Consider the following 20,668-nt stretch of genomic DNA (forward strand, 5'->3'; position numbering starts at 1 on the left):
GGACGCCTGTCGCCTACTTCTCGACGCAGAACTCGCCGACCGGCCAGCCCACGTGGCGCTTGTCGGTGGCCACGTGACCCAGCAGCTGGTCGCCCTTCTTCAGCTCCGTCACGTTCAGCACCGCCGCACCGGGGCCGAGCACCCGCACGTGCCAGTCGTCCTGCACGATCAGGCTGACCTCGACGCCCTCCGGGGAGACGGCCTTGATGCCGAGCAGCGGGCGGGACTCCAGTTTGATGCGGCCCACCACGATGCGGCGGGTGCGGCCGTCGGCGCCGACGGCGAGCACCGGACTGCCGGCCTTCAGCTCGCTCAGGTAGTTGGTGCGGTTGTCAGCCCCGAACACGTAGCTGTGCAGCGCGCCCGCGTTGATGCGGAACGGCCGGGTCGGCATGTACGGCAGCGGATGCGTCTCGCTCACGCACAGCACGAAGCCGTGCGCGTAGGAGCCCACCAGCATGCCCTCGTCCTTCTCGAAATGCGTGCACGTGTCGATGCAGACGCGGTCGCCGAGGCCGAGGTGCTCGATCGACTCGACCGTGAGCGTCTGAAGCTGCAGGTCCGGGGTCTTCACCCGCAGCATCTCCACCAGTGCGAAGACGTCGTTGGCCGAGCGCGGGGCCACCAGGACGCCCTCGGAGCCCTTCTCCAGGACGTCGACGATGATCTGCGCCTCCTCGATGTCGGCGGCCTGGCAGATCAGCTGCCCCGGCGAGGCGTCCGCCGCGGCGATCACTATCTCCAGCGGGATCTTCGTCGGGTCCTTGAACTCCACCACCGTGAAGGGCAGTTCACGTGCGGCGTCACAGGCGAGCTTCAGGGTGGGGTCGTCGACGACGTTCACCCAGGCGGCCGTGTCCTTCTCGCCGCCGCGGTGCAGACTCCCCAGCGCGCCGAGGCTGTCGATGTCGACGACCTCGCGCAGCACGATCAGGTCCTCCGGGGTCTCCTCACCGACGCGCGCGCCCGGCGCGAGGATGCGCTTGACGGTGTTCGGCAGCAGGGCGAGTCGCTCCGGGTCGCTGTCGACGATGCCGTCGACCCGCGCGTGGATCGCGGCGTCGACGACCGCCTCGCGGTGTTCGGCGGGCACGGTCCGGAGGTCGATCCAGGCAAACTTCACAACACACCTGCCATCTCGGTCTGCGGCGCGGGCTCGGACGAGAGCTCGCGGCGGTGAATGATTGAGGCCAGTTCCCGGACCGCCTTCTCGGGCGACGGGCTGGTGAACACCCGTCGTCCGACGGCGAGTCCGGCACAACCCAGGTCCATGGCGGTGACCGCGAACTCGTACAGGTTCCGCTCGGTGGAGCCGCCGCCCGCCACCACCACCGGCAGCGGCGAGGAGGCGATCACCTCTTCCATGCGCTCGGGCGGAGCGGCGAGCACCGTCTTGACGATGTCGACGCCCAGATCCGCGGCGATGTTCACCACATGGGCGACGAGCGTCGGGTCGGTCGGATCGGTCACACGGGGACCACGCGGATAGATCATGGCCATGAGCGGCATGCCGAAGCGGTCGCAGGCCGCGGCCACGGCGCCGAGATCGGCGAGCTGCTCCGCCTCGGTGTCGGAGCCGATGTTCACGTGCACGCTGACCGCGTCCGCGCCCAGCCGGACCGCCTCCTCCACGTCACCGACCAGCACCTTGGCGTTGACGTCGGGGCTGTGCGCGGTGCTCGCGCTCAGGTGCACCACGAGTGAGCATCGTGTGAGCAGCGCCGGGGCGATCATGCGCGCCCTGCCCTTGTGGACGACGACACCGTCGGCGCCGCCGTCCGCGATGGAGCGCACCAAGTCGCCGAAACCGGCGGCGGTCGTCACGGGCCCGTCGGACACGGAGTGGTCCAGCGGCACGAACAGGAACCGGCCGTCTCCTGGCCGGGACAATCGCGCGAGGCGCACCGATTTACCGGTGAGCGGCATGCTCGACATGACACCCCTCCTCGTTCCTGGTCACAGGGTTCGGGTGGGATTCCGCTGCGGGTCCCGGGCTGAACTGTCGCAGTGGCCTCTGAAGAATCGAGCCAGGTGCCGCGGGCCGAGCACGCCCGCAAGATGCGGAGTGCGGCAACGGCCCACGGATGCCTAGCGTCGGCGGCATCCGCGTGTGATCCGCACGCCACAACGGGAGGGGACACCCTATGACGCACGGCAGACAACGGGTGAGCAGACGAGGGGTGATCGCGGCGAGCGCCGCGATCGGCGGCGGCGTGCTGCTGCCCGCCGGGCAGGCGGTGGCCCAGCCGGAGGAGCTGGTGACCGTCACCCCGGCCGACGCGCGCTACCCGGACCTCGTCCGGGGCTGGAACCAGCGCTACGTCGGCCGGCCCGAGGCGGTCTACGTTCCCCGCTCGACCGCCCAGGTCGCCACCGCCGTCCGGCAGGCGGTCCGGGCCGGCAAGCGGCTCACGGTGCGCAGCGGCGGACACTGCTGGGAGGACTTCGTCTTCAGCCCCGACGTCCAGGCGGTCATCGACATGTCGGCGATGCGGGACGTGGACTTCGACCCGTCCATGAACTCCTTCATGGTGCAGCCCGGCGCCCAGCTCCTCGACGTCTACGAGCGCCTGTACCGCACCTGGGGCGTTTTCGTGCCGGCCGGCATGTGCTTCCAGGTCGGGGCGGGCGGCCACGTCAGCGGCGGCGGCTGGGGACTGCTGTGCCGCCGGCTCGGCCTGGTGGTGGACCACCTGTACGCGGTCGAGGTCGTCGTGGTGAGGGCCGACCGCACCGTGCGCACCGTCGTCGCCACCCGCGAGGACAACGATCCGAACCGGGAACTGTGGTGGGCTCACACCGGCGGGGGAGGCGGCAAATTCGGCGTCGTGACACGCTACTGGTTCCGCAGCCCGGGTGCGAGCGGCACGGACCCGGCCCGGCTGCTGCCGGCCCCACCCCCGGAGGTCTTGGTCAGCGCCGTCTCCTGGAAGTGGTCCGACCTGGACGAGCGGTCCTTCACGCGGCTGGTCCGCAACTATGCGGACTGGCACGTGCGGCACGCCGCCCCCGGCGACCCGGCGACCGCCGTGTGCAGCCTGCTCTCCCTCAACCACGTCTCCAACGGAGCCGTGGGCTTGATCACGCACGTCGACGCGAGCGTGCCCGGTGCCGCCCGGCTGCACGACGAGTTCCTCGCGGCGGTCAGCGAGGGCGTCACCGTCGCGCACGGACCGGTCACCACGCGGATGGGCGAGCTGGCCGCGCTGCCGGATCTGGCCACACCGCGCCGCCTCCCCTGGCTGCAGGCGGCCCGCTACCTCGGCACGGCCAACCCCACCACCAACGACCCGACCCAGAAGAGCGACTTCAAGTCGGCGTACATGAAGGCCGGTTTCCCCGAGCGCCAGCTGGCCGTGCTGTACCGCCACCTGACCCGCACGGACATCGGCAACCCCACGGGCTCGGTGATGCTCAGCTCCTTCGCCGGCCAGGTCTCGGCCGTCGCGCAGGACGCCACGGCGAGCGCCCACCGGGACGCCGCGTACAAGCTGGCCTGGATGATCTGGTGGGACGACCCGGCCGACGAGAAGGACTGCGTGCGCTGGCTGCGCGAGTTCTACGCCGACATGTACGCCGACACCGGCGGCGTTCCGGTGCCCGGCGCGGTCACCGACGGCTGCTACGTCAACTACCCCGACGCCGACCTCGGCTCGCCGGAGTTCAACCGCTCCGGCACTCCCTGGCATGACCTGTACTACAAGGGCAACTACCGTCGCCTGCAGCGCATCAAGCAGGAGTACGACCCCGGCAACGTCTTCCGGCACCAGCAGTCGGTGCGGCTGCCGGGCAGCTGAGCCGGCGCCTGCCGTGCAACCCGTCGGCGCGGGCCGGTGTTCCTCCTGATGTACAGCATCCCAACGGATGCCAGAGTGCCGTCTACCACCGCAGGAGCCCCGATGCCGAACAGCCCAGCCGTGGACACCGAGGTCGCCGTCGTCGGCGGCGGGCCCGTCGGCATGCTGCTCGCCCGGGAACTGGCTCTGCTGGGCGTGCGCGTCACCGTCCTGGAGAAGCTGCCCTCGCCGACCGGTGAGTCGAAGGCGGGGACGCTGCACGCCCGCACCGCGCAGACCCTGCACCGGCGCGGACTCCTCAAAGCCGTGCAGCCCGGCCCGCCTGCCCCGCCGGTGGGCCTCGGCCCCGTACCGTTCCACTTCTCCGGCATGTTCGACCTCGACCTGAGCCGTGTCGTCACCGAGGGCCCCGTGATGGTGGGCAGCCCGCAGGCATGGGCGCAGGAGGTGTTCGCGGCCGAAGCCGAACGGCTCGGCGCGCGTATCCGGCGCGACCGTGAACTCGTCGGCCTCGACGAGGAACCGGACGCGGTACGCCTGACCGTACGCGACTCACGGGGCGCCACGGAGGACACACTGCGCGCCTCCTGGGTGGTCGGGGCCGACGGCGCCCGCAGCGCCGTGCGCCGGCTGACCGGCATCCCGTTCACCGGCACGCCCGCCCGCGTCGGCGCCCTGATCGGGGAGGTCCGCCTGCTGGACCCGGCGCGGGCGCCGCAGGGTTGGCAGCGCAACCCGCGGGGCTGGACCCTGGTGTGGCTCAACCTGTTCGGACGCAGCCGGGTGTGCACCTACGACTTCCGCGGCCCGCACCCGGACCGGCAGGCGCCTGTGACCCTGGACGAGTTCCGGGCGGAGGTGGAGCGGATCGTGGGCCACCCGGTGCCGATGGACTCACCGAGTTGGCTCACCCGCTTCAGCGACGCTGCCCTGCAGGCCGAGCATTACCGCGTCGGCAGAGTCCTGCTGGCCGGGGACGCGGCACACGTCCACTTCCCCGCCGGCGGCCAGGGCGTCAACCTCGGCCTTCAGGACGCCGTCAACCTGGGCTGGAAACTCGCCGCCGAGGTGCACGGCTGGGCGCCGCCCGGACTGCTCGACACGTACGAGGCCGAGCGCGCGCCCATCGCCGAGGCGATCCTGGAGAACGTGCGCGCCCAGGTGGCCCTGATGGACCCCGACCCCCGCATGGACTCGCTGCGCACCCTGTTCGCCCGGATGATGCACTTCGACGACGTCAACCAGTACCTCGGCGGCATGATCAGCGGTGTCGACGTCCACTACGACACCGGCCCCGGCGACCCGCTGGCCGGCCGCTTCGCCCCCGACGCGCTGCTGAAGACCGGCGACTCGGTCACCAGCCTCGCCGAACTCCTGCACAGCGCACAGCCGTTGTTGCTGCTGCTGACCGACTCGGAGGACTTGCTCAAGGCCGTCGAGCCCTGGCGCTTCCGGGTGAACGTGGTGACGGCGACGGCGACCGGGCAGATCGGCACGGACGCCGTGCTGGTGCGGCCCGACGGATACATCGCCTGGTCGGCCCTGGGCGACGCCGGGGACGCGGACGCCCTGGCCGGGGCGCTGGGGTGCTGGTTCGGGGACCCCGCGTAGGCGGCGGGGCCCGTACGGTGCCGTGACGGCCGTCGTACGAGCGCCGCCACCCGGCGGTGCGCTCGCTCAGTAGCGGTAGTTGTCCGCCTTGTAGGGGGCCGTCGACATCGACGCCGGTGTACGCCGCCTGCTCCGGGCGAGCTCGTGAGCTTCACGCCGAGGGCGTCCAGGTGGAGGCGGACGACCTTCTCCTCGAGGGGTCTCCTCCGTGACGCCGCGGATCTCGGACGCCGGCCGGGCCCAGTTGAGGCTGCTCGCCTCCGATCGGGTGCGAACCAGCGCGAGTTCCTCGCTGTCGGCGTCCGGCAGCGTACCGCTTTTCGGGTACTCCACGCCTAGGTGGACCAGGTGAGTGGTGTCACCGCCGTCGTCCAGGATCATGTTCGGCCTCGCGCGTCCGGGCCAGGTGAGGGCTTGCTCGGCGCACCACCAGTACTCCTCCAGCGTCTCGCCCTTCCAGGCGAGGACCGGGACGGTGGCAGCGGCCACGGCCGCGGTGGCGTGGTCCTGGGTGCAGAAGATGTTGCCGGAGGCAGCGGACCTGGGCGCCGAGCGCGACCAGGGTCTCGACCAGCACAGCGGTCTGCACGGTCATGTGCAGCGAGCCGGTGATGCGGGCGCCCGCGAGCGGCTGCGCGGCCGAACCCGGCCAGGGACAGGTCGGCGACCTTGAAATCGGTGAACTCAGCGGACCCGGACGCTTCTTGTGATCTGCGCCGACTGCACATTGCGATGGATGTCGAGGGCTGCGGTTGACTTGTTGAGCGTGATGTAGTGCAGGCCGGGTGCGCCCTCGGCGAGGAGGCGTCCGGCCATGGCGGTGGCGTACTCCACGCCGATCCGGTGGCCCTCGGCAGCGTCGTCGCGGGCGCTCTCGAGCCGGTGGGCGAGGTCCTCGGGGAAGGCCGCGTGGGACAGTTCGGCGAAGCGGCGGATCTGACGGACGTCGGTGGCCGGCATGATCTCCGGGATGATCGGGATGTCGCAGCCGGCCGCGGCCACCCGATCGCGCAACCGAAGGTAGTCCTCGATGCGGAAGAACATCTGGGTGACGGCGTAGTCGGCTCCCGCCCTGCACTTGGCGACGAAGTGCCGGATGTCGCTGTCCCAGTCCGGCGAGCGCGGGTGCATCTCGGGGAAGGCCGCCACACCGATGGTGAAGTCCCCGAGTGAGCGGACCAGTTCGACCAGTTCCCGGGCGTAGGTGAAACCGGCCGGGTGCGGCGTCCAGGGGCCGTTCGGATCGCCGGGCGGATCACCCCGCAGCACCAGGACGTCCCTGATCCCTGCGTCGGCGTACTGGCCGATGATCTGCCGCAGTTCGGCCACCGAGTGCCCGACGGCCGTCAGGTGGGCGACGGGCCGCAAGGTGGTTTCGGCGGCGATGCGCCGGGTGACCTCGACGGTTCGCTCGCGCGATGATCCGCCGGCGCCGTAGGTGACGGACACGAAGGTGGGGGAGAGGGATTCGACGCGGCGGACGGAGTTCCACAGGGCGCGCTCGCCATGGCCGGTCCTCGGCGGGAAGAACTCGAACGAGAACGAGGGAACGCCGCTCGCCAGCGCCTCGCGCACCGAGCTCATGAACGGCCTCCCGCGTTGAAGTGGCTGGCTTCCGGATGCCGGACGATGATCGCGTCGGTGGACTGCTCGGGGTGCAACTGCAACTCCTCTGGCAGGTGCACGCCGATGCGCTCGGGCCTGAGTAGATCGGCGATCTTGGCGCGGTCGTCCAGATTCGGGCAGGCCGGGCAGCCCAGCGAGTACCGGCACCCCTGGTAGTCGGTGCGGAGCATGCCGTCCAGCCCGGCCGGGTCGCTGCCGTGCACACCGAGTTCGGCGGGCACGCGGGCGGGCCAGTACCCGGCGAGGGCCTCGGCCAGCTGGACGGACGGCCCGTGCAGCTCCAGGTAGCCGCGGTAGGCGTCGGCCTCGAAGAGAAGGGTCGGGTCCTGCGCCTGGAGCATGGTGCCCGTCGCACCGTCGGCGACCACCACACGGGTGGCCAGTTCCTCCAGCAGCGCGCTCACGACAGCCTCGCCAGGCGCGGCTCCATCTCACGGGCCGCGTCGTGCCCGTACGTGCGCTCGACACGGTCGATCAGATCCACCGCGAGCAGCTTGTACTCCTGTGTGCCGACCGTCTCCAGCACGATCGACGCCAGCGCACAGCCGAGCCGCGCCGCGCGTTCCTCGGGCCAGTCCCAGCTCAGGCCGGCGAGGAATCCGGAGCGGAACGCGTCCCCTCCCCCGGTCGGGTCGGCGATCTTCGCGGTGGCGACGGAGGGCACGTCCAGACGGGGCTGACCGCATCGCGCCAAGGTGACGCCGTCCGCGCCCCGGGTGGTGATCCACGTACCGACGCGTTGCAGGATGTCCCGTTCGCTCCAGCCGGTGCGCTCCTGCAACAGGGCGGACTCGTACTCGTTGGTGAACAGCAGGTGCGCGTGGTCCACGAGGTGACGGGCCTGGGTGTTGTTCAGGCGGGCAAGCTGCTGCGAGGGATCGGCGGCCAGGCGGATGCCGGTGCGCCGAGCGGTCTCGGTGTGGCGCAGCATCGCCTCCGGGGCGTCGGCGCCGACGAGCACCAGATCGAAGCCGCCGCAGTGGGCGGCCGCCGCGGCGAGGTCGATCTTCGCGGCGTCGGCCATGGCACCGGCGTAGAAGGTGGCGATCTGGTTCTGCGCCTCGTCCGTCGTGCACACGAACCGGGCGGTGTGCAGTGTCTCGCTGATCCTCACGGAGTCCGTGTCCACCCCGGCGGCGCGCAGCCAGGCCCCGTACTCGGCGAAGTCGACGCCCGCGGCGCCGATCAGACGCGGGGTGAGTCCCAGCTGCGCGAGTCCGAAGGCGATATTGGCGGCGACACCGCCTCGCCGCACGTCAAGACGGTCGACGAGGAAGGAAAGGGACACCTGCTCCAGCCGGTCGGCAATCAGTTGGTCGGTGAACCGACCGGGGAAGGACATCAGATGGTCGGTGGCTATCGAGCCGGTCACGGCGATTCGCACGGCGGTCTCTCTCCTTAACCGGGGTCGAAGGGTGCGGCCCAGTGCCCGGCGGCCGGGTCGCGCGGGACGCCGGGGCCGGCCCCTGGCAGCTCGGGACTGCCCCGGCACGCAAGTCTGCCGCGCGCCGCTGAAGCGCCGATCGAGGTCACCCGCCGCCGGCCGCGGGGTGGACGTCCGGATACCGCTGGTACGACCGCCCGGGGTGATGCACAGTTGCCTTCGTGGACAGACGACGGGTCGATGGCGCGGTCGCGGCAGCGCCTCCCCGGTACACGCTGACTGGCGGCGACGGGCGGCCCTACCGAAGCGTCGTGGCCGGCCGGTTCGGCGGCTACCGACGAGGACGGATATACGGACGACTGGACTGCCCCTCCGCTCTGCGGCACATCGCCCGCGGGAAATACGTGCGCCATCGTGTGTTCTTCGCGGACGAGGCAACCGCCGTCGCCGCGGGATACCGGCCGTGCGCGGTCTGCTTGCCCCATCGCCACCGGGCGTGGAGGAAGGGGGAGCCGTCATGAGCGACCCCTCTCGCCGATTGGTTCCAGCCGCCCTCTGCGACTACGCGTCCTGGCCCGCCGCCCGGTCGCACACCGACCGCGAACTCGCGTGCCCGCTCGCGCTGTTGGAAGGCTGCGGATTCCGCGGCGGCAGTGTCGCGCTGGGGCATGGCCCGGGACGCCGCGTCGAAGGACGCCATCACTGCGTTCGCCGACACCTGGCAGAGGAGCGGCGGACATCTCGCCGCGGTGGTTGACTGGCCGGAGGGCGCCGCCTCATGGCTGCGTCAGGCTCGTCGGCTGACCCGTTCCGAGCCGGACGCCTGGGGTGGTGGCCGCGGCGCCGGTCGGTTGGGCCCAGAGGAGCCGTCGTGCTCAGTTACGGAGAACCGAGCCGGGGGCTGACAGAAGTTGCAGGCATTCTGGTCGGATGTCGGGGTAGACGCCTGCTTGCCGGACGATGGACCGGTGACGACGAGGCTGATCGACTGGGAGGGCGCATGATGGCGACGACCGCGCAGACCGCTGGGCAGACGGTGGACCTTCCGGAGGTGGCGGACCCTTCCAAGGTCGCGCCGAAGGACGCGCGGGAATTGTCGAAGCTGTTCTTCGACCAGCTGGCGGTGCTGGAGGAGGGCACCACCGAGCATCAGTACGCGCGCAACACGCTGATCGAGATGAACATGTCCCTGGTCCGCTACGCGGCAGGCCGGTTCCGCAGCCGCGGGGCGGAGGAGATGGAGGACATCGTCCAGGTCGGCATGATCGGGCTCATCAAGGCGATCGACCGGTTCGAGCTGTCCCGCGAGGTCGAGTTCACCTCTTTCGCCGTGCCGTACATCGTGGGGGAGATCAAGCGGTTCTTCCGTGACACGTCCTGGGCCGTGCACGTCCCGCGCCGGCTCCAGGAAGCCCGCGTCCAACTCGCCCGTGCCAACGAGGAACTGCGCAGCCGCCTGGGCCGGACACCGACGACCAAAGAGCTTTCCGAGCTGATGAGCCTTCCGGAGGACGAGGTCGTCGAGGCCCGGCTGGCCTCCAACGGCTACAAGTCGGCATCCCTGGACGCGGCGATCAACGGCAGCGAGGACGGCGAAGCCGCGCTGGCGGACTTCATCGGCGACGAGGACCCCGCACTCGGCCTGATCGAGGACTTCCACGCCCTCGCCCCGATGATCGCCGAACTCGACGAACGCGACCGCAAGATCATCCACTGGCGGTTCGTCGAGGAACTCACCCAGGCGCAGATCGGCGAACGTCTCGGCGTCTCCCAGATGCACGTCTCCCGGCTGATCACCCGTCTCCTGGGCCGCCTGCGCGAAGGCATGCTCAGCACCACCTGACGGTCGCAGTTGCGTCAACCGGACGACGCCCGGTGTCTCCCCGCAAGCCCGGGGGAGACACCGGGCGTCGTGCCGTACTGCGCGAGGTTCTGTCGGCCGGGCGGAGCCGCGCAGCCGCGTGGCCCCGAGTCCGGCGCGCCGGCTGCGCGATGGCGGGTCCGGCTTCTGCGCGCAGGCCTGAGTGAGCGGACGGACCGCCACCTGGTGAGGTGCCTGGTGTCGATCGCGCTGCCTCTGCGCGGTGCGCTGCCGGGTCACCGGCGGGTGGCGAGTGAGAGTCCGCACGGCGAGGGGGCGATCGCCATGCTGGAGCGACTGCTGTTGTGGTGGCCGGGCGGGGAAGTCCTTCGTGCTGGTCCTGCTCGCGTTCGCCGTCACCGAGTTCATGTCGCCACTACGCTCGTGGCCGCGCACGTCCGTCCTCATGGGCCTGCTCGGCCGGGGGTTCTGGAAGGCCGGCTCGTTCCCTGTGCGTGGGCTTCGACAGCTCCGCGTTGAACTGAGCGCCCACCAGAAGAGCCAGGTTGGACAGCCACAGCCAGACCAGGAAGACCACGACACCTGCCAGCGAACCGTACAGACGGTGATAGGCGCCGACATGGGACGTGTAGAGCGCGAATCCGAACGAGACGGCCAACAGGAGTATTACCGCCAGTGCGCCACCGGGTGCCATCTTTCTGGCAGGGCGGGAGGGCGCGGGGCCCGAGCGGTACAGGACGAGCACCAGGGCGACGGCGATCGCGGCCGCGGCCGGCCACCGCAGGGCATCCCAGGCGGCCTGCGGCCCGGTACCCAGATTGAGCGCCCGGCCCAGACCCCGTGCCAGGCTGCCGGTGAGAAACAGGGCGAGGGTCGATGTGAGAAGCAGGCAGACCAGGACGAGGGCCGTGCCGACGATCCGCGGAGCGGTGCGCCAGACAGGCCGGCGCGCGCTCATCCGGTGCATGGAGTGCAACGCCCTGCGGAAGACGCTCAGATAGCTGCATCCCGACCACAGGGCTGCCGCCCCGCCCAGGAAGATCAGGGTCCATGCCGTCGACGACTGTCCGGTCAACTGCCGCAGGTTGCTGCGCAGCAGAGCGCGGGACGCGTCCGGGGCGGCCTGTGACAGGCGGTCGATGACCTCCGGCTTGGCCGTGGGAATGGTCAGGCCCAGGATCGAGAGGATCATCAGCAGCAGAGGGAACAGGGCCAGGACCGCGTAATAGGTCAGCGCGGCGGCCCAGTCCGTGACGTCGTCGTTCCAGACGGCCACCGGGGTCCGACGCAGCGCCGCCCACCATCGAGCCGTGTGCCCGTCTCCATCATTCATGACGCGGATGCTCCTACCCCCGGCCCTCGGGCCGCCTCATCCAGCACTACGGTGCGAGAGCACCCGGCCGACACCGCGTGGTGAACAGAGCCGTCGCCATTCTCGCGCGCCACCGGGGACTTGAGGCGTCTGCCTGATGGTGACCCGGGAGCGGCCTGCGCGTCCGCCCCGCGGTGACGCCGTCGAAAAGGGGCCTTCCCGGAATCACGCCGGGCAGGCCCCTTTTCACATGCTCGATCGAGAACGCGGAGTCAGTGCTTGAACGCGTCCTTGGCCTTTTCCTTGGCCTCTCGGGCATCACCCGTGCTCTTCTCTGCCTGTCCCTCAGCGGCCATCCGGTCGTTCCCGATTGTGCTTCCCACGGCTTCCTTGGCCTTGCCCTCGGCCTGCTCGGTCTTTGCCTTGGCCTTCTCGCCGGCAGTCATGGAAGAGCACCTCCTGATAGATCGTGTGCCGCTGTCGCGGTAACCCGCTAGTGCCCCGACATTCCCTGCACAAACAAAGCGTCGTTGGTGAATGAGGACGGAATCGCAGGGCACACGGGGTGCAGGAGGTTGATAAATATGGTTCCCCTGATACTCGTTCTGCTTCTTGCACTGCTCCTCTTCGGCGCCGGCTTCGCCGTCAAGGTCCTCTGGTGGGTCGCCGTCGCTGTCCTGGTGCTGTGGCTTCTCGGCTTCGTCATGCGCTCCACCAATGCCGGTGGGGGCCGAGGCCGGTGGTACCGATGGTGATCTGACCCGCACACGCTCCTACGTCACGGGGCCCAGCCGACATGTCGGCTGGGCCCCGTGCGCGTGCCGGACGCGTAGGCGATAGGGCGCACAAAAGGGCATACGGCACCATAGGTGTCCCAAACGGCTGCAGGGGTGGGTGTGTTGCAGTCGGGGGCGGGACGGGCACGCGCAATGGAATCCGCGCGACCTCCTGCCATTTCCCCGCCTCCGGCCCTTACCGGCGGCCGTGCGCCCAGCCGGACCGCGGCGGCGTGCGGAGTCCCGTGGGCGGGAGCCGGGCGCGGCGGGCATCGGCAGCGACCGGCTGTCGGCAAGCGCCGTGCCTCACCTGGGTGTACTCGCCACCCTTGGGTGTTACTCGCCGTACCTGGGTGTTACGAGCTCGCGCGGTCGCCCGCGGTTCCCCTTGGTGTCAGGGATGCCGGTCGGCTCAGCTCACAGGAAGCGCCGGATCGGGGTGACCGCGGCTTCCTTGGCGCGCTGCAGCATGGCCCGTCGTCTCCATCGGGTGGGGTCGATGTCCACGCTGCGCTTCAGGTCCGCCTCGTAGTCGCGGTCGAGTGAGGCGGTGAACTCCGCGTCCAGGACGGCGAGCATCACCTCTTCGTCGTGGTCCATGGACCGGCGGTTGAAATTGGTGGACCCGATGAGGGAGGCAACCGAGTCCACGGTGATGATCTTGGCGTGCAGCATGGTCGGTTGGTACTGGCGGATGCGCACGCCGGCCTCCAGCAGGCGCGTGTAATGGTGCTGGCCGGCGAGTTGGCAGGCCCGCTGGTCGGTGTGGGGGCCGGGGAGCAGGATCTCCACGCGCACCCCACGGCGAGCGGTCCGGCAGAGCAGGTCGACGAAGTAGGTGTCGGGGGCGAAGTAGGCGGTGGCGAGGCGGAATCGTTCCTCGGCGGATGTGAGCATCACCCGGATGAGGGTCTGCATGTCCTGCCAGCCGATGCTGGCCGAGCCCCGCACGACCTGAACGACCGCCGAGCCGGCCTGAGGGTGCTCGGTGAAGCGGTCGCGGTCGTCGAAGAGTTCGTCATGGCACTCGGCCCAGTTCTGCGCGAACGCGGCAGCGATGCCGTCCACGGCCGGTCCGCGCACCTGGACGTGGGTGTCGCGCCACTCGTCGGGATTGCCGGCGTCGCCGCACCACTCCTCCGCGATGCCGACGCCGCCGGTGAAGGCGGTGTGCTCGTCCACGATGAGGGCCTTGCGGTGGCAGCGGTGGTTCTGTTTGAACGGCGACAGCCACACGGGTTTGCGGAACCAGGCCACCTGTACGCCGGCGGCGCTCATGAGGTCCAGCAGCCGCCGCTCGATCTCCTTGGCGCCGAAGCCGTCGAGCAGCAGCCGCACGCGCACCCCCGCGCGGGCCCGATCGGCCAGAGCGACGGCGAAGTCGTGGGCGATCTGGCCCCGCCAGTACACGAACGTCATCATGTCGATGGTGTGCCGAGCCGAACGGATCGCCCCGAGCATCGCGGGGAAGATCTCGTCACCGTTGCGCAGGGGCACCAGGTCGTTGCCTTCGGTGGCGGCCACGCCGATCAGCCGCTCCAGGCGACGGCGTAGGCGCTGCTTGCGCGCCGCTGCGTCAGGCCCGGTGCCGCGAGCGGGGGGTGCGGGTATGCCGTCGATCATCACACCGAATCTCCCCCTGGACCATGAAGGCGGAACGTCAGGGGCTCCCGGACGAGCCCGAACAACCATCTGCCCCGCCCGTACCGCGTCACTCCAGCCGTCTGCTTGGACCGGAGCCGGACCCTAGGGGATGGCCAGTTCCGCCCAGATGGTCTTTCCGGACGCGGTGTACCGCGTGCCCCAGCGCTGGGACACCTGGGCGACGAGGAACAGGCCGCGGCCTCCCTCGTCGTCCCGGCGGGCGCGTCGCAGATGAGGTGCCGTGTGCGCGTTGTCGGAGACCTCGCAGAGCAGGCCGCGGTCCCTGATCAGCCGTAGCATCACGGGGCCGGTGGTGTACCGGATGCTGTTGGTGACCAGCTCGCTCACCACGAGCGCGGCGGTGAAGGACAGTTCGGGCAGGCCCCAGGTCTCCAGCTGGCGCTCGGTGTGGGTGCGGGCGTGCGCCACCATGGCTGGGTCGGGCGGCAGTTGCAGGTCCGCCACGCGGTCGGCACCGAGCCGCCGGGTGCGCACGAGCAGCAGCGTGGCGTCGTCGGCCTGGGGTCCGGGCGGCAGGGTGGACAGTGCCCGGTCGCACAGTTCCTCCAGCGGGCAGCGGTGCCAGGTGAGCACATGGGCGAGGCGGTCGATGCCGCTGTCGATGTCGGTGCGCCGGTCCTCCACGACTCCGTCGGTGAAGAACGCCACCACGCTGCCGTTGGACAGGCTCAGCTCGACGTTCTCGTACGGCAGGCTGCCCAGCCCCAGGGGCGGCCCCGGGGCCAGCGCGGACGCGGCCACCGAGCCGCCGGCGTCGGCCACGATCGGCGGGGGATGGCCGGCGCTCGCCCAGGTGCAGCGGCCGCCGACCGGATCGTAGATCGCGTAGAGGCACGTCACTCCGAGCGCCTCGTCGCTCAGCCCGTCACTCGCGTTGGGTTCCGAGTCCTGTGCGACCAGGCCGTCCAGCCGGGTGAGCAGCTCGGCCGGGTCCAGGTCCAGCAGCGCCAGGGTCCGTACGGTGGCGCGCAGCCGGCCCATGGTCGCGGCCGCGTGCACACCGTGGCCGACCACGTCACCGACGGTCAGCCCCACCCTGGCACCGGACAGCGGGATCAGGTCGAACCAGTCGCCGCCCACGCCCACCCGGCTGTCGGCGGGCAGATAGCGGTACGCCACCTCGACCGCGCTCTGTTCGGGCAGATGCCGGGGCAGCAGGCTTCGTTGCAGCACCAGCGCCGCCGCGTGCTGGCTGGTGTAACGGCGGGCGTTGTCGATGCCGACGGCGGCCCGCTCGGCCAGCTCCACGGCGAGTGCCTGCTCCTCGGGCCCGAAGGGGTCGGGGTTGCTGCTGCGCCGGAAGGTGGCGAGACCCAGGACCGCGTCGCGGGCGAGCAGCGGGACGAAGAGATGGGAGCACCGGGTGGCCGACCCCCCTTCGTCCGGCCCCCCCGGTGGGGAGGCGTCCACGATGGGGCGGTTGGTGGCCAGGCTCAGGGCCTGCGGTGACGACGGCGGATAGGAGACCGGGCTGGTCCGGAACTCCTCCGGGGTACGGCCGTGCATCCGCAGCAGACTGTGCCCCGGTGCCGAGCCCGTCGGCGGCTGCCGTCCCTCGATGACCGCCGGCGGCAGATCCACTAGCACCTCGTCGGCCAGCTGCGGCACCGCCACGTCGGCCAGCTCCGCGGCCGTACGCCGCACGTCCAGCGAGGCACCGATGCGCTTTCCCGCCCGCACCAGCAGCGACAGCCGTTCCTGGGCGCGGTAGCGGTCGGTGATGTCCAGGGATTCCTCGAACAGCCCCAGTGGTTCGCCCCTGGCGTCCATCAGCCGGTAGTACGAGCAGGACCAGACGTGCTCGCGCACCGGGTCGACGGGGGCGCGCCCGCGGTAGTGCATGCCGAGGATCGGTTCCCCGGTCTTCAGTACCTGCTCCATCACCTGGTCTTCGTCCGGGGGGTGGTGGCGGGAGATGAACTCACCCTCCGGAAAGAGATCCGAGGCGGGCCGGCCGACGTACTGGGCGACCCCCGCGAGCTCCGTATCGGCGCAGGCGTTCCCCCAGACGACGCGCATGTCCGTGTCGAAGATCGTCAGACCCACGGAGGACTCGGTCGCCAGCCCCTGCAACATCGCCAGCTGGGCCTCCCAGCCGCGCAGGGCTCCCAGGCCCGTCGCGACCACGACGGTCGCGGCGACGCCCTGGTGCGCGAGCGGATGGAACGTCACGGCGGCGCGCAGCGTGTGTCCGTCCCGGCAACGGAGGTCCAGGACCGTGCTGCGGGGACTGTGCGCCTTGCAGAGAGCGGACAGCCGCTGCCCCGGGTCCGCCGCCAGCAGCCGGGCGGCGGCCCGGCCGAGCATCTCCTCGGCCGGATGTCCGAGGAGATGCTCGGCCCGGCTGCTCCACCCGGAGATGCGGCCTTCCGCGTCCAGCACCGCGGCGGCGGCCTTGGAGAGATCCAGAGGGCTGTGGAAGTCGACGTTGGCAGCATTCGGAAAACGATCCATGGCACCGCTTCCCTTCGTGCCCCCTCAGCATCCCGTGCCGCACGACGGACGACAACCGCACGCCCCGGCACCACCGGCTCGGGCAAGGCGAGCGCCGCCGGTCACCGGCCGCGACGCACCGTGGCCGGAGCGACAGCGTCGCGGCCTGGTCGACTGAGCCGTGGCCTGGCCGTCGCCGCCGTGGCCTGGCCGGACACGCCGTGACCTGGCCGGACACGCCGTGCCCGGGTCGTCCACGTCGTGGCCGCGCCGACTCCGCCGTGGCGACCGGGTCGGGGCTGCCATCACTCTCGGGAGGCAGGTGCGTGGTCGCCCCCGCCGTGGCGGAACGGCGGGCGTCGACCACGACCAGCCGAAGGCGGTCAGCGTGTGCGGGGCGGCGACCGCCGCCCCGCACACGCTGAAGGCCGTGCGGTCACGGCGGCGGAAGCGACCCGGTGGGTGAACCTCAGGTGTCGGTGATTCCCTCCGAGGTGAGGGCGTCCCGGAGCTGGGCCCTGGCCGTGACGCCCAGCTTGGGGAAGATCTTGTGCAGGTGGTAGCCGACCGTGCGGGGCGAGAGGTAGAGGCGTGCCGCGATATCGCGGTTGGTGAGGCCCTGGGCGGCCAGTTCGGCGATCTGGCGTTCCTGCCGGGGTCAGGTCACCGGCCGGGGCCGTGGCGACCGCCGTACCCGCCGCCCGCAGTTCCGCCGCCGCCCGCTCGGTCCAGGGGCGGGCGTCGAGCCGCTGGAAGCACTCCAGTGCCGCGCCGAGATGCCGGCGGCCCTCGGCGGCGCGGCGGCGCCGGCGCAGCCACTCGCCGAAGTCGAGGTGGGCCAGCGCCTTCTCGAAGGGCCGGCAGTCGGTGACGGAACCGTCGAGAGCGGCCCGGAAGTGGTGCTCGGCGTCGTCGTCGGTGTCGGTCAGCAGGGTGGTGGCCCGGTGGAGTACGGCGGCCAGGCGCGGGGAGGGGTCCGGCTTCAGGTCCTGCGCCACGGCGTCGACCACGGTGCGCGCGTCGTCCGTCTGCCCGTCGCGGACCGCGGCGGCGGCCAGGTCGCCCAGGTAATAGAGGGAGGCGTGGTAGTGGACGGGGGCAGGGCGGAAGTCGTGGGTGAAGGCCGCGCGCAGCTGCTCGTAGGCGCCGGCGTGGTCCCCGGCGACGAACGCGGCCATGCCCACGGCGTGCCGGTGCCGGACCTGGAGGCTCAGGGACTTGCGCAGGTCCACCCCCCGTACGGCCTCGATCGCGAGGGTCCGCGCCGCCGGGTCGCCCCGCAGCGCGCACAGTGTGGCCCGCAGTATCCGGGCGCCCACGGTCACGTTGTCGGCGCCCGCCTCCGTCGCCATCCAGAACGCCTCGTCGGCCGCCTCCTCGGCCGCCGTCCATGAGCCGTTCTCGGACAGGGTGAGGGCGAGCGCCTGGGTCACCGTCGCGTTCGTGCCCGCGCTGCCCGCGCGGCGCAGGAGGTCGATGGTCCGGCCGAGGATGCGTACGGCCTGCTCGGTCTCGTCCAGGATCCACGTCGTGCCGCCCAGCGCCGTGAGGTTGCCGAGGGTCTCCTCCCGCGCCAGCGCCGCCAGCCCCTGCGCCAGGTGACCCAGGAGCAGCGGCCGTTCGAGATGCGGATCGACGACCGCCAGGGCCCAGGAGCGGCCGGTGGGATCGCCGTCCCCGTCGATCAGGCCGCCGATCCGGCGGAGCTCCGCGCGGTAGTACGGCGCGCCGGACGGATTCCGTTCCCGCGCCCACGCTGCGGCCGGTCGGCGGACGGCGGCACGGCTGTGCGGCATCCGGTCCGCGGTTCGACCGGGACGGGCCCGCTCAGGCGATGTGGCGCAACAGTGCCGCGACCGCAGCCGGAGGCTCCCCCGGCGGCCGTACCACCATCACCTTCCAGCTCGGCGCGTGCCGGGCGAACCGGTAGGTCGTCAGGTCCGGGAAACGGTGGGCGATGGTCGGCGGCATGATGCAGACACCGAGGTCGTTGCGGACCAGTTCGGACGCGGCCACGATGTCGTTGACCTCGAAGGTCGCGGCCCGTTCGACGTCGGCCGCACGGAACGCGCGGTCGGCCGCGTCGCGGATCGCCCAGCCCGGGGTGAACTCCACCTGCGGCAGCTCGGCGATGTCGGCCGGGTCGACCGTGCCCTCGGGGCCGCGCACGGTCAGGCTCCGGCGGGGCGAGGCCACCAGGACCATCTCCTCGCGGGACAGCAGCCTGGTCACCAGCCCGCGCTGTTGCTGGCGGTCCAGCGCCACCACCGCGAGGTCCACCGTGCCCTCGCGCAGCGCCTGACGCAGGTCGGTGACCGCGGCCTGCCGCAACCGCACCACCACGCGCGGGTGTTCCGCCCGCAGCGCGGCCAGCGCGTGGTGCAGGTTCGCCCAGACCCCCTGCATCATGCCGACCGTCACCCGGCCGCGCAGCTCCCCCTTCGCCGCGTCGACGGCATCGCGGGCCAGCTCGGCGGCGCGCAGTGCCTGCCGCGCCGCCGGGACGAACGCCTCACCGGCCGGGGTGAGCCGGACCCGGTGGGTGGTCCGGGTGAACAGCGCGGTGCCCAGCTCGCGTTCCAGTGCGCGGACCGTGCCGGAGACGGCGGACTGGACCACGTGCAGGCGCCGCGCCGCCGCCGTGAACCCGCCCGCGTCCGCCACCGCGACGACGACTTCCATCTGCCGTAGGTCCATCATCCGCTCCCGCCGCCGCAGCGGCCGCCTCGGCAAGGCGGCGATCTCCGCCGCATCCTAGGCGGGCGGGCCGCGTCCTTCGGGCTCTCTCAGGCGCGCACCCGGGGAGTGTCGACGAGGTGCTCCGCCAGGAACCAGGCCTGCGGTTCGAGTGGCTGCGGCACATGATCTACACGTTCCCGACCTTCCATCGCGCGATGGAAGCGGTCCTGGCGGGCCCTACGCTGAGCGCTCCACGCGCTGCCGACTCTCGGTCAGCCAGTACAGCAGCCCCAGCACCGGCAGGGCCGCCCCGAAGAGACTGACCGCGCTCCAGCCGCCGGCCCGGTAGGCGATCGAACCGAACTGCGAGCCGAGGGCGCCGCCGACGAAGAAGATCGCGATGAAGGCGCTGTTGAGGCGGGCCCGGGCGAGGGAATCGAGTTGGTAGACGGTGTGCTGGCCGAGGATGAGGCTGCTCTGGACGGCCGTGTCCAGCGCGACGGCCGCGAGGGCGATCAGGATCACGCTGTGCTGTCCGAAGCCCGCTATCGCGAAGGCCAGCGCGGCGAGCACGAGCGCGGCACCGGTCATCTTCCGGGTCAGCCCGTGGTCGGCCCAGCGTCCGGCGAGCGGCGCCACGGCCGCACCGGCGGCTCCGACCAGCGCGAACACACCGACACCGACGGCGGAGTAGTGGAAGGGCGGCCCGATCAGGACATACGAGACGGTGGTCCAGAAGGCGCTGAAGGCACCGAACATGGCCGCCTGGTAGAGGCCGCGGCGCAGCAGCACCGGGTGCGTGCGCACCAGCGCCAGCGTGGAGCGCAGCACATGGTGGTACGGCACGGACGTGGTCGGCGCCTGCCGGGGCAGGGCCAGCCGCAGGGCCACGCCCAGCAGGGCCATCAGGACGGCCGAGCCGAGGTAGACGACCCGCCAGCCGGCGACGCTGGAGACCAGGCTGCTGAGCGTGCGGGACAGCAGGATGCCGGTGAGCAGGCCGCTCATCACCCGGCCCACGATCCGGCCGCGCGCGTGATCGGGCGCCAGGCTCGCGGCGAACGGGACCAGTATCTGCGCGACCACCGAGGTGGCACCGCTGATCAGCGAGGCGATCAGCAGCATGGGGAACCCGGTCGCGAGACCGGCCGCCACCAGGGCGAGCGTGGTGACCGTCAGCAGGGCGGTGATCAGGCTCCGCTTCTCCAGCCGGTCACCGAGCGGGACCAGGAAGACCATGCCGATCACATAGCCGACCTGGGTGAGCGTGATCAGCGCACCCGCGGTGGCCTCGCTGATGTGGAAGACGCCGCGCAGCTCCGACAGCAGGGGCTGGGCGTAGTACAGGTTGGCGACCGTCATACCGGAGGCGACGGCGAACAGCGCGATCAGCCAGCCCGGCACCCCGTGGGCGGGCTCGGCGCCTGCCTTCCGGCGCGGGGAGCGGAGTGCGGACGACGACTGGGACACGGGGAACCTTCCTCACAGAGGTGTTGCTCTCACTGAGCACAAGCGCTCCGCCGCCCGCCATGCTTCCCCTGTCACGGCGATGGTCCGGGATGT

16 protein-coding genes and 3 pseudogenes are annotated in these 20,668 nt (G+C 71.3%); 6 read left to right on the forward strand and 13 right to left on the reverse strand.

All coding sequences use genetic code 11. The features are described from left to right. Nucleotides 1-13 precede the first annotated feature (13 nt). A complete protein-coding gene (locus tag ABZ396_RS16285) occupies nucleotides 14-1,123 on the reverse strand; it encodes a 3-dehydroquinate synthase II (protein WP_358924307.1) in 1,110 nt (369 codons plus the stop codon). Then, the gene (locus ABZ396_RS16290) at nucleotides 1,120-1,926 is read right to left on the reverse strand and encodes a 2-amino-3,7-dideoxy-D-threo-hept-6-ulosonate synthase (protein WP_358924330.1); all 807 of its coding nucleotides are present in this window, start codon (nucleotides 1,924-1,926) and stop codon (nucleotides 1,120-1,122) included. Before ABZ396_RS16290 ends, ABZ396_RS16285 begins: the two co-directional genes overlap by 4 nt. 218 nt (nucleotides 1,927-2,144) lie before the next feature. Between ABZ396_RS16290 and ABZ396_RS16295 the strand changes: the two genes are divergently transcribed. Both ABZ396_RS16295 and ABZ396_RS16300 read left to right on the forward strand, forming a co-directional pair. After that, nucleotides 2,145-3,797, forward strand: a complete 1,653-nt coding sequence (locus tag ABZ396_RS16295) for an FAD-binding oxidoreductase (protein ID WP_358924309.1) — start codon at nucleotides 2,145-2,147, stop codon at nucleotides 3,795-3,797. A gap of 102 nt (nucleotides 3,798-3,899) precedes the next feature. Further along, the gene (locus tag ABZ396_RS16300) at nucleotides 3,900-5,408 is read left to right on the forward strand and encodes an FAD-dependent monooxygenase (protein WP_358924311.1); all 1,509 of its coding nucleotides are present in this window, start codon (nucleotides 3,900-3,902) and stop codon (nucleotides 5,406-5,408) included. A gap of 198 nt (nucleotides 5,409-5,606) precedes the next feature. On the opposite strand, the pseudogene ABZ396_RS16305 reads toward ABZ396_RS16300, so the two are convergent. From ABZ396_RS16305 to ABZ396_RS16320, 4 genes and pseudogenes are all read right to left on the reverse strand, one after another. Then, a pseudogene (locus ABZ396_RS16305) lies at nucleotides 5,607-6,136 on the reverse strand (adenosylhomocysteinase); the annotation flags it as partial. Beyond that, complete coding sequence (metF, locus tag ABZ396_RS16310; RefSeq protein WP_358924313.1) at nucleotides 6,093-6,992, reverse strand: methylenetetrahydrofolate reductase [NAD(P)H]; 900 nt, start codon at nucleotides 6,990-6,992, stop codon at nucleotides 6,093-6,095. The gene metF and the pseudogene ABZ396_RS16305, both read right to left, overlap by 44 nt. Continuing rightward, nucleotides 6,989-7,348, reverse strand: a pseudogene (locus tag ABZ396_RS16315) (vitamin B12 dependent-methionine synthase activation domain-containing protein); the annotation flags it as partial. The gene metF and the pseudogene ABZ396_RS16315, both read right to left, overlap by 4 nt. Nucleotides 7,349-7,434: 86 nt before the next feature. Further along, on the reverse strand, nucleotides 7,435-8,418 hold the full coding sequence (locus ABZ396_RS16320) for a carbohydrate kinase family protein (RefSeq protein WP_358924315.1): 984 nt from the start codon (nucleotides 8,416-8,418) through the stop codon (nucleotides 7,435-7,437). Between the two features lie 311 nt (nucleotides 8,419-8,729). Between ABZ396_RS16320 and ABZ396_RS16325 the strand changes: the two genes are divergently transcribed. The 3 genes and pseudogenes from ABZ396_RS16325 to ABZ396_RS16335 all read left to right on the forward strand — a co-directional run. Beyond that, nucleotides 8,730-8,939, forward strand: a complete 210-nt coding sequence (locus ABZ396_RS16325; RefSeq protein WP_358924331.1) for an Ada metal-binding domain-containing protein — start codon at nucleotides 8,730-8,732, stop codon at nucleotides 8,937-8,939. Nucleotides 8,940-9,418: 479 nt separating this feature from the next. After that, nucleotides 9,419-10,261 (forward strand): RNA polymerase sigma factor SigF, encoded by an 843-nt coding sequence (locus tag ABZ396_RS16330; RefSeq protein ID WP_358924317.1) that lies wholly within the window; start codon nucleotides 9,419-9,421, stop codon nucleotides 10,259-10,261. Nucleotides 10,262-10,426: 165 nt separating this feature from the next. Then, nucleotides 10,427-10,649: pseudogene (locus tag ABZ396_RS16335) on the forward strand (hypothetical protein); the annotation flags it as partial. A gap of 6 nt (nucleotides 10,650-10,655) precedes the next feature. On the opposite strand, the gene ABZ396_RS16340 reads toward ABZ396_RS16335, so the two are convergent. After that, nucleotides 10,656-11,573, reverse strand: coding sequence for a YihY/virulence factor BrkB family protein (locus ABZ396_RS16340; RefSeq protein ID WP_358924319.1), 918 nt, complete (start codon nucleotides 11,571-11,573; stop codon nucleotides 10,656-10,658). Nucleotides 11,574-11,824: 251 nt separating this feature from the next. Further along, entirely contained in the window at nucleotides 11,825-11,998 is a 174-nt protein-coding gene (locus ABZ396_RS16345) for a CsbD family protein (RefSeq protein ID WP_358924321.1), read from the reverse strand. 138 nt (nucleotides 11,999-12,136) lie between these two features. On the opposite strand from ABZ396_RS16345, the gene ABZ396_RS16350 reads away from it, so the two are divergent. Next, nucleotides 12,137-12,307 carry a hydrophobic protein gene (locus tag ABZ396_RS16350; RefSeq protein WP_358924322.1) on the forward strand — a complete coding sequence of 57 codons (171 nt, stop codon included), beginning with the start codon at nucleotides 12,137-12,139 and terminating at the stop codon, nucleotides 12,305-12,307. A gap of 438 nt (nucleotides 12,308-12,745) precedes the next feature. Here the strand turns inward: ABZ396_RS16350 and ABZ396_RS16355 are convergent, their stop codons facing one another. The 5 genes from ABZ396_RS16355 to ABZ396_RS16375 form a co-directional block, all read right to left on the reverse strand. Beyond that, the gene (locus ABZ396_RS16355; protein ID WP_358924324.1) at nucleotides 12,746-13,951 is read right to left on the reverse strand and encodes a phospholipase D-like domain-containing protein; all 1,206 of its coding nucleotides are present in this window, start codon (nucleotides 13,949-13,951) and stop codon (nucleotides 12,746-12,748) included. A gap of 123 nt (nucleotides 13,952-14,074) precedes the next feature. Then, a complete protein-coding gene (locus tag ABZ396_RS16360) occupies nucleotides 14,075-16,447 on the reverse strand; it encodes a SpoIIE family protein phosphatase (RefSeq protein ID WP_358924326.1) in 2,373 nt (790 codons plus the stop codon). Between the two features lie 448 nt (nucleotides 16,448-16,895). After that, nucleotides 16,896-17,066, reverse strand: a complete 171-nt coding sequence (locus tag ABZ396_RS16365) for a helix-turn-helix transcriptional regulator (protein ID WP_358926278.1) — start codon at nucleotides 17,064-17,066, stop codon at nucleotides 16,896-16,898. A gap of 1,187 nt (nucleotides 17,067-18,253) precedes the next feature. Further along, complete coding sequence (locus ABZ396_RS16370; protein WP_358926239.1) at nucleotides 18,254-19,123, reverse strand: LysR family transcriptional regulator; 870 nt, start codon at nucleotides 19,121-19,123, stop codon at nucleotides 18,254-18,256. A 219-nt stretch (nucleotides 19,124-19,342) separates the two neighbouring features. Further along, nucleotides 19,343-20,575, reverse strand: a complete 1,233-nt coding sequence (locus ABZ396_RS16375) for an MFS transporter (protein ID WP_358926241.1) — start codon at nucleotides 20,573-20,575, stop codon at nucleotides 19,343-19,345. Nucleotides 20,576-20,668: the final 93 nt, after the last annotated feature.

The sequence above is a fragment of the Streptomyces sp. NPDC005866 genome, from assembly GCF_040629895.1.
Taxonomy (GTDB): Bacteria; Actinomycetota; Actinomycetes; order Streptomycetales; family Streptomycetaceae; genus Streptomyces.